Source organism: Pseudokineococcus marinus (assembly GCF_013004605.1).
Classification (GTDB): Bacteria; Actinomycetota; Actinomycetes; order Actinomycetales; family Quadrisphaeraceae; genus Pseudokineococcus; species Pseudokineococcus marinus.
The window spans coordinates 1-8,356 of sequence record NZ_JABEMA010000134.1; the positions used below are offsets into that span (position 1 = coordinate 1).

Annotated in this window: 4 protein-coding genes; 2 read left to right on the forward strand and 2 right to left on the reverse strand. The window is 77.1% G+C overall.

What is annotated here, in order from left to right:
- Window positions 1-184 precede the first annotated feature (184 nt).
- Complete coding sequence (locus HLB09_RS09835; RefSeq protein ID WP_171203210.1) at window positions 185-2,188, reverse strand: alpha-1,4-glucan--maltose-1-phosphate maltosyltransferase; 2,004 nt, start codon at window positions 2,186-2,188, stop codon at window positions 185-187.
- A gap of 306 nt (window positions 2,189-2,494) precedes the next feature.
- On the opposite strand from HLB09_RS09835, the gene glgP reads away from it, so the two are divergent.
- Window positions 2,495-5,068 (forward strand): alpha-glucan family phosphorylase, encoded by a 2,574-nt coding sequence (gene glgP, locus HLB09_RS09840; protein ID WP_171203208.1) that lies wholly within the window; start codon window positions 2,495-2,497, stop codon window positions 5,066-5,068.
- Between the two features lie 106 nt (window positions 5,069-5,174).
- Here the strand turns inward: glgP and glgX are convergent, their stop codons facing one another.
- Complete coding sequence (gene glgX / locus HLB09_RS09845; protein ID WP_322790112.1) at window positions 5,175-7,403, reverse strand: glycogen debranching protein GlgX; 2,229 nt, start codon at window positions 7,401-7,403, stop codon at window positions 5,175-5,177.
- 138 nt (window positions 7,404-7,541) lie between these two features.
- On the opposite strand from glgX, the gene HLB09_RS09850 reads away from it, so the two are divergent.
- On the forward strand, window positions 7,542-8,237 hold the full coding sequence (locus HLB09_RS09850; protein ID WP_322790113.1) for an enoyl-CoA hydratase/isomerase family protein: 696 nt from the start codon (window positions 7,542-7,544) through the stop codon (window positions 8,235-8,237).
- Window positions 8,238-8,356: the final 119 nt, after the last annotated feature.

The following is an 8,356-nucleotide window of genomic DNA, read 5'->3' on the forward strand; positions in this document are numbered from 1 at the left end:
CCGCCGGCGGGCGCGCCCACCACGGCGACGGGGCCGGTCGCGGGTCCGGCCTGGACGGGCAGCGGGCCCGTGGCGGGGCCGCCGACGGTGGGCAGGGGACCGGTCGCGGGGTGGCCGGTCGGGGTCTGGCCGGTCATCGGGCCTCCGGGGGTGGTCGTGGTGGCGCCGGGCGGGGGAGGCGGGGTCATGCGGCGCCCCCGCGGCGCAGGGCGGCGACGTGGGCGGGCCGGCCGGGGCCCAGGTCGACGTAGACGTCGCGGCCCCAGGTCCAGCGGCCGCCGGTGAGGCCGTCCTCCGCCAGCACCTGCTCGTCCCCGGCGAGGCCGAGGGCGTCCGTGTCGAGGTGGACGAAGGTCTGGTGCCACTGCTGGGGGTCGAGGCAGACGACGACGAGGACGAGGTCCTCCTCGCCCGTCGGCGACAGGTGCGCCGGCAGGTGGCGGGTGTAGGCGATGACCTGGTCGTCGTCGGTCGGGTGGAACACCGTGCCGCGCAGGCGCTGCAGCGCGGGGTGCTCGCGGCGCAGCTCGTTGAGGCGCTGCAGGAGCGGGGCGATGCTGCGGCCCTCGACGAGCGCGCGGTCGAAGTCGCGCGGCTTGTACTGGTACTTCTCGTTGTCGATCTGCTCCTGGGCGCCCGGCCGCGGCACGTCCTCGACGAGCTCGTAGCCGGCGTAGACGCCCCAGGTCGGCGACATGGTCGCGGCGAGGACGGCGCGCAGCTCGAACGCGGGGCGTCCGTTCTGGCTCATGAAGGGCGTGAGGATGTCGTGCGTCGTCGGCCAGAAGCTCGGGCGCATGTACGCGGCCGAGGGGCCGGTGAGCTCGGTGCCGTACTCGGTGAGCTCGGCCTTGGTGTTGCGCCACGTGAAGTAGGTGTAGCTCTGCTGGAAGCCCGCCTTGGCGAGACCGTGCATCATCGCCGGCCGCGTGAAGGCCTCGGCGAGGAAGATGACGTCCGGGTGGTCGCGGTTCACCTCCGCGATGAGCCACTCCCAGAACTCCACCGGCTTGGTGTGGGGGTTGTCGACGCGGAAGAGCGTGACCCCGTGCTCGACCCACAGCAGGACGACGCGCAGCACCTCGGCGTAGATGCCGGCCGGGTCGCGGTCGAAGTCGAGCGGGTAGATGTCCTGGTACTTCTTCGGCGGGTTCTCCGCGTAGGCGATGGACCCGTCGGCGCGCTGGACGAACCACTCGGGGTGCTCGCGGACCCACGGGTGGTCGGGCGAGCACTGCAGCGCCAGGTCGAGGGCGACCTCGAGGTCGAGCTCGCGGGCGCGGGCGACGAAGGCGTCGAAGTCCTCGAACGTGCCGAGGTCGGGGTGGATCGCGTCGTGACCGCCGTCCTCCGACCCGATGGCGTAGGGCGAGCCCGGGTCCTCCTCGGTCGCGTCCAGGGTGTTGTTGCGCCCCTTGCGGAAGGTGCGGCCGATGGGGTGCACGGGCGTCAGGTAGACGACGTCGTAGCCCTGGTCGGCCAGCGCGGGCAGACGCTCGGAGGCCGTGCGCAGGGTGCCGGAGACCCAGCGCCCCGCGGCCTCGTCGTAGTACGCGCCCTCCGAGCGCGGGAAGAGCTCGTACCAGGACCCGGCGAGGGCCAGGGGGCGCTGCACCACGAGGCGGGCGTCCGGCGTCGGGGTGACGAGGTCGCGCAGGGGGAGGCGCGCCAGCGCGCCCTCCACCTCGGCGGAGGCGCCGGCCGCGAAGCGCGCCGCCAGCGGGCGTCCCTCGTCGCGCAGGCCGCGCGCGCCGGCGAGGAGGTGCTCCACGTCGTCGGCGCTGCGCCCGGGGACGGCGGCGGCGCGCTCGAGGACGAGGGCGCCGTCGGCGAGCGCCAGCTCGACGTCCGCGTCGCTCACGCCCGGGGTCTCGACCTTCACCCGGGCGCCGTGCTCCCACGTCGCGTACGGGTCCGACCACGCCTCGACGCGGAAGGACCACTCGCCCGTCGCGTCGGGGACGACGTCGGTGCGCCAGGCGTCGAGGCCCGGGTTGGTGCAGGTCATGCGCGTGCGCGAGGCCTCGGTGCCGTCGGGGCGCAGGAGCACGGCCTCGGCGGAGACGGCGTCGTGGCCCTCCCGGAAGACGGTGGCCGTGACGGGGACGGCCTCGCCCACGACGGCGCGCGCGGGCCAGCGGCCCCCGTCGACGACGGGCGCGAGGTCCACGACGGGGATGCGGCCCATGACGCACGAGGGCGAGGCCGTGGCGGGCGACGGGCCGGCGGGGGCGTCGACGGCGGCGGAGGCCGTCGAGGGCGCCGGTGCGGCGAGGTCGTCGTCCGCGGCGCCCGGTGCGGCGCCGGCGGGCGGACGGGGGGCCGCGCGGTCGGGGGTCTGGCGTCGCGAGGTCGGCACGGCCGCGAACCTACCGAGACCGGCGCCGACCCACACGTGGGCGCGGGAGGTCCGTCGGTGCGCCGGGGCGGACGGGTCGACCGGCTGGTGGGCGAGGGGAGACCCGGCGGACGGCGGTGGCTAGCCTGCGCGCCCGTGAGAGCGATCCGACGGTTCACCGTCCGCACCGCCCTGCCCGCGCCGCTGGCGGCCCTCGGCCGGCTGGCGCACAACCTGCGCTGGTCGTGGCACCCGCCGACCCAGGACCTCTTCCGCGAGGTCGACGCCGCGGTCTGGGAGCAGGTCGGCCACGACCCGGTGGCGCTCCTGGCCGAGGTGGGCCCCGACCGCCTGGCCGAGCTCGCCGCCGACGAGGCGCTCGTCGCCCGCGTCCGCGCCGCGGAGGCCGACCTCGACACCTACCTCACCGAGCCGCGCTGGTACCAGGGCGCGACGACGGGCTGGGAGGGCGGCGGGCCCGCCGCGATCGCCTACTTCTCCCCGGAGTTCGGCGTCACCTCCGTGCTGCCCCAGTACTCCGGCGGCCTCGGCATCCTCGCCGGCGACCACCTCAAGGCGGCCTCCGACCTCGGCGTCCCGATCGTCGGCGTCGGGCTGCTCTACCAGCAGGGCTACTTCCGCCAGTCGCTCTCGCGCGACGGCTGGCAGACCGAGACCTACCCCGTGCTCGACCCCGCGGGGCTGCCGCTCTCCCAGCTGCGCGAGGCCGACGGCGCCCCCTGCCGCGTCTCCCTCGCCCTGCCCGGGGACCGCACGCTGCACGCGCACGTGTGGCGGGCCGACGTCGGCCGCGTGCCCCTGCTGCTCCTCGACTCGCAGGTCGAGGAGAACGACCCCGACCTGCGGGCGACGACCGACCGCCTCTACGGCGGCGGCGGCGAGAAGCGCCTCCTGCAGGAGATGCTGCTCGGCATCGGCGGCGTCCGGGCCCTGCGCCTGTGGTCGCGCCTGACGGGCGCCCCGGCGCCGGAGGTGTTCCACACCAACGAGGGCCACGCCGGCTTCCTCGGCGTCGAGCGCATCGGCGAGGCGCTGGGCGCCGGGCTCGGGCTCGAGGCCGCCCTGCAGGCGGGCCGCGCGGCCACGGTCTTCACGACCCACACGCCCGTGCCCGCGGGCATCGACCGCTTCGACGCCGAGCAGGTGCGCGCCTTCGTCACGGCCGCGGTGCCCGCCGTCGACGGCGACCGCCTCCTCGCGCTCGGCGCGGAGGACTACCCCGGCGGCCAGCCCGGCATCTTCAACATGGCCGTCATGGGCCTGCGCCTCGCGCAGCGCGCGAACGGCGTCTCCCAGCTCCACGGCGACGTGAGCCGCGGCATGTTCGACGGGTTGTGGCCCGGCCTGGACGCCGACGAGGTGCCCATCACGTCGGTGACCAACGGCGTCCACGCGCCGACGTGGGTCGACCGCCGCCTCGACGACCTCCTGCAGGAGACCGCCGGCGCCTACCCGACCCGCCACGTGGAGGCCTGGGCCGCGGCGGCGGACGTCCCCGCCGACCGCCTGTGGGAGGCGCGGCGCGCCATGCGGGCCTCCCTCGTCGCCGAGGTGCGCCGTCGGCTGCGGGCGTCCTGGCTCGAGCGGGGCGCCTCGGCCGCCGAGCTGGGCTGGGTGGACGAGGTCATGGACGACGGCGTGCTCACCATGGGCTTCGCCCGCCGGGTGCCGACGTACAAGCGGCTCACCCTCATGCTGCGCGACCCGGAGCGGCTCAAGGCCCTGCTGCTGCACCCGACCCGGCCCGTCCAGCTCGTCATCGCCGGCAAGTCGCACCCGGCCGACGACTCGGGCAAGGCCCTCATCCAGCAGCTCGTCCGCTTCGCCGACGACCCGGCGGTGCGCCACCGCATCGTCTTCCTGCCCGACTACGACATCGGCATGGCGCAGTCCCTGTACCCGGGCTGCGACGTCTGGCTCAACAACCCGCTGCGGCCGCTGGAGGCCTGCGGGACGTCGGGCATGAAGGCCGCCCTCAACGGCGGGCTCAACCTCTCCATCCTCGACGGGTGGTGGGACGAGTGGTTCGACGGCGAGAACGGCTGGGCCATCCCCACGGCCGACGGGGTCGAGGACCCGGACCGGCGCGACGACCTCGAGGCGGCGGCGCTGTACGACCTCGTCGAGAACCAGGTGGCGCCGCGCTTCTACGACACCGGCCCCGACGGCGCGCCGCCCGCGCGGTGGCTGGAGATGGTCCGCCACACGCTGTCGGTGCTCGGGCCGAAGGTGCTGGCCACGCGGATGGTCGCCGAGTACGTCGAGCGCCTCTACGTGCCCGCCGCCGCGAGCGGCCGGGCCGTGGCGGCCGAGGGCCACGCCGGGGCGCGCCGCCTCGCCACGTGGGTGGAGCACGTGCGGGGCGGCTGGGGCGGCGTGCGCGTCGACCACGCCGAGTCCGTCGGCCTCACCGACGACCCGCTGCTCGGCGACGTCCTCGGCGTCCGGGCCTACGTCTCCCTCGGGTCGCTCGCGCCCGAGGACGTCGAGGTGCAAGTCGTCCACGGCCGGGTGACGAGCGCCGACGAGCTCGTGGCCACCGGCACCGTGCGCCTCAGCCACGTCGAGGCGCTGGAGGACGGCCGGCACTCCTACGCCGGGGAGGTCCCGCTGCGCCGCACCGGGCCGGTCGGCTACACGGTGCGCGTCCTGCCGCGCCACGAGCTCCTCGCGGCGCCGACCGAGCTGGGGCTCGTCGCCAACGCCTGACCCGCGCGCCGCGGCAGCGGCGCCGGGCGCCGCCGGGCCCCGTCCGACCTCGTCGGGCGGGGCCCCTCGCCGTCCGGGGGCGTCGTCCGGGGGCGCCGTCCGGGGCCTACGGGCGCTCGGCGGCGTAGACGCGCAGCGACGTGGGCCCGAGCTCCACCTGCTCGCCGGGCTCGGCGACGTGCGGCACGACGTCCTCAGGGCGCTCGCAGGTGCTGTCCCACAGCAGCTCCCAGCGGCGCGCCCAGGGCTCCTCCGGCAGGCGCACCGGCACCGGGCCGGCGCCCGAGTGCAGGACGACGAGCAGCGAGCGGTGGGCCACCGGGTCCCCGTGGAGGAACATCTGCAGCGTGCGCAGCTGCGCCTCGTGCCAGCGGTCCTCGGTCATCGGGCGCCCGTCCGGCGCGAACCACGCCAGGTCGGTCGTGCCGTCGGCGTGGACCGGTCGCCCGGACAGGAAGGTGTCCTGGCGCAGCGCGGGGTGCTCGCGCCGCAGGGCCAGGAGGTGGCGCGTCGTCGCCAGCAGGTCCGCGGGCGCCCCGCCGCGGCGCAGGGCCGGCCAGTCGAGCCACACGCTCTCGTCGTCGACGACGTAGGCGTTGTTGTTGCCGTCCTGCGTGCGCAGCAGCTCGTCGCCGCCGAGGAGCATGGGCGTGCCCGTGGACAGCAGCAGCGTGCCGAGGAGGTTGCGCACCGAGCGGCGCCGCGCGCCGAGCACGGCCTCGTCGGAGGTCGGGCCCTCGACGCCGTGGTTGTCGGACCGGTTGTCCCCGTGGCCGTCCCGGTTGTCCTCCCCGTTGCCCTCGTTGTGCTTGGACTCGTACGCGCAGGCGTCGGCGAGCGTGAAGCCGTCGTGGGCGGCGAGGAGGTTGACCGACGCCAGCGGTCCGCGCCGGGAGGCGTCGGTGCTCGCCCCGTGCGCGAAGAGGTCGGCCGAGCCGGCCAGGCGGGTCGCGAGGTGGCGCACGCCGGCGTCGGGGCGGCCCCCGGCGCGGGCGCGGGCGGCGTCGGCCAGCCAGAAGCTGCGGACGTCGTCGCGGTAGCGGTCGTTCCACTCGGCGAAGGGCGGCGGGAACTGCCCCGTCCGCCAGCCGCCGGGGCCCACGTCCCACGGCTCGGCCACGAGCTTGACGTCGGCGAGCACGGGGTCCTGGCGGGCCGCGACGAGGAAGGGGTGCTCGGGGTCGAAGGCCGCGACGTCGCGCCCCCGCGCCAGGGCGGGCGCGAGGTCGAAGCGGAACCCGTCGACGCCGTAGGCCTGGACCCAGTGGCGCAGGGAGTCCATGACGAGGCCGACGACCCGGGCCGAGGAGGCGTCCAGGGTCCCTCCGCACCCGCTGACGTCGACGTCCAGGCCGGCGGCGTCGAGGCGGTAGTGCGCGCCGGCGTCGAGGCCGCGGAAGGACAGGGTCGGTCCCTCGACGCCGCCCTCGCACGTGTGGTTGTAGACGACGTCGAGGAGGACCTCGAGGCCTCCCGCGTGGAGCGCCTCGACGGCGCCGGCCAGCTCGGCCTCGACCGCCGCCGGCCCGGCGGCGCGGGCCGCTGCGCTGGCGTACCGGGGAGCGGGGGCGAAGTAGGACAGGGTGCTGTAGCCCCAGGCGTTGCGGCGCCCGCGCCGGGCGAGCCACGGCTCCTCGGCGATGGCCTGCACGGGCAGGAGCTCCAGCGCCGTGACGCCGAGGTCGCGCAGGTGCGCGACGACGGCGGGGTGCCCCAGGGCGGCGTAGGTGCCGCGCAGCTCCGGCGGCACGTCGGGGTGGCGCATGGTGAGGCCGCGCACGTGGGCCTCGTAGACGACCGTCTCCGACCAGGGGGTGCCCGGGCGCTGCGCCGGGTCGGCCCGCCGCTGCGGCAGGAGCACCCCGTGCGGCGCGCACGCGAGGGAGTCGCTCGTGCTGCGCCGCCGCGCGCCGCCGGCGCGGGCCGGGCCGTCGACGGGGCGCCAGCCCTCGTCGACCTCGTGGCCGAAGTGCGCCGCCTCGAGCCGCACCTCGTCCGCCAGCCCGCGCGCGTAGGGGTCGAGGAGCAGCTTGTCGCGGTTGAAGCGGTGGCCGCGCTCGGGCTCCCAGGGGCCGTGCGCGCGCAGCCCGTAGCGCTGCCCGGCGTCCACCCCCGGCACGAGGCCGTGCCAGACGCCGTGGGTGCGCCCGGTGAGCGGCACGCGGCGCTCGGCCCAGCCGCCCGCGCCGTCGTCGTCGAGCAGGCAGACCTCGACGAGCTCGGCGTGCGGGGCGTAGACGGCGGCGCTCGCGCCGCCCGGGACGAGGTGGAGCCCCAGGGGGGCGGGACGGCTGCGCGGGAGGGCGTCCGACGTCGACGGCGGGGTGCTGCTCACGCTGGTCTCATCGGCAGGCACGGCCGACCACTGTGCCACCGGTCCGCGCCCCGTCCCCCCGCCGTCCGTCCGGCGCCGTCCGTCTAGCGTCGTGCCGGCGCCGCGCGGCCGGTGCGGCCCGTCGCAGCGGAGGTGGCCGTGGAAGGTGCGCACGAGGGCTCGCGGGCGGACGGCGGCGCTGGGCCGGACGGGGCGCCCGCCGCGCTGCTCGAGCGCCGTCACGACGGCGTCGCCGTCCTGCGGCTGCGGCGGCCGCCGGTCAACGCCCTCGACGCCGCCGCGCAGGACCTCGTGGGGGCGCTGGCGCGCGAGGCCGACGCGTGCGACGACGTCCGCGCCGTCGTGGTCACCGGCGGCGCGGTCTTCGGGGCGGGCGCCGACGTCCACGAGATGGCCGCCATGACGGGGGAGGAGATGGCCGCCAGGGCGCCCGCGCTCCAGGCCTTCACGGACGCCGTCGCGGCCGTCCGGGTGCCCGTCGTCGCCGCGGTCGAGGGAGCCGCCCTCGGCGGCGGCCTCGAGCTGGCGCTGGCCTGCGACGTGCGGGTGTGCGCGCAGGACGCCCGCCTCGGACTGCCCGAGGTCGGGCTCGGCGTGCTGCCGGGCGCGGGCGGCACCCAGCGCCTCGCCCGGCTCGTCGGACCCTCCCGCGCCAAGGACCTCCTGTGGTCGGGCGCCCCGGTCGGCGCCGAGGAGGCCCTGCGCCTCGGGCTCGTCGACGAGATCGTCCCGCCGGGCACCGACGTCACCCGCCTCGACCAGGAGTACAAGCCGCCGGCCCTGCTCGACGCACGCCTGCGCCGTCGACCGGCCGGGGACCGCGCCGCGGTCTGAGCCGGGTCGTTCGAGCTCGTCGAGCGGGCGGGGAGCTCCGCGGCGGCGCGCGGTCCGCGCTGGAGCTCCTCCGCCGCGGCTGATGCGCCACGGCCGCAGGATCACACGGGCAATCGGTG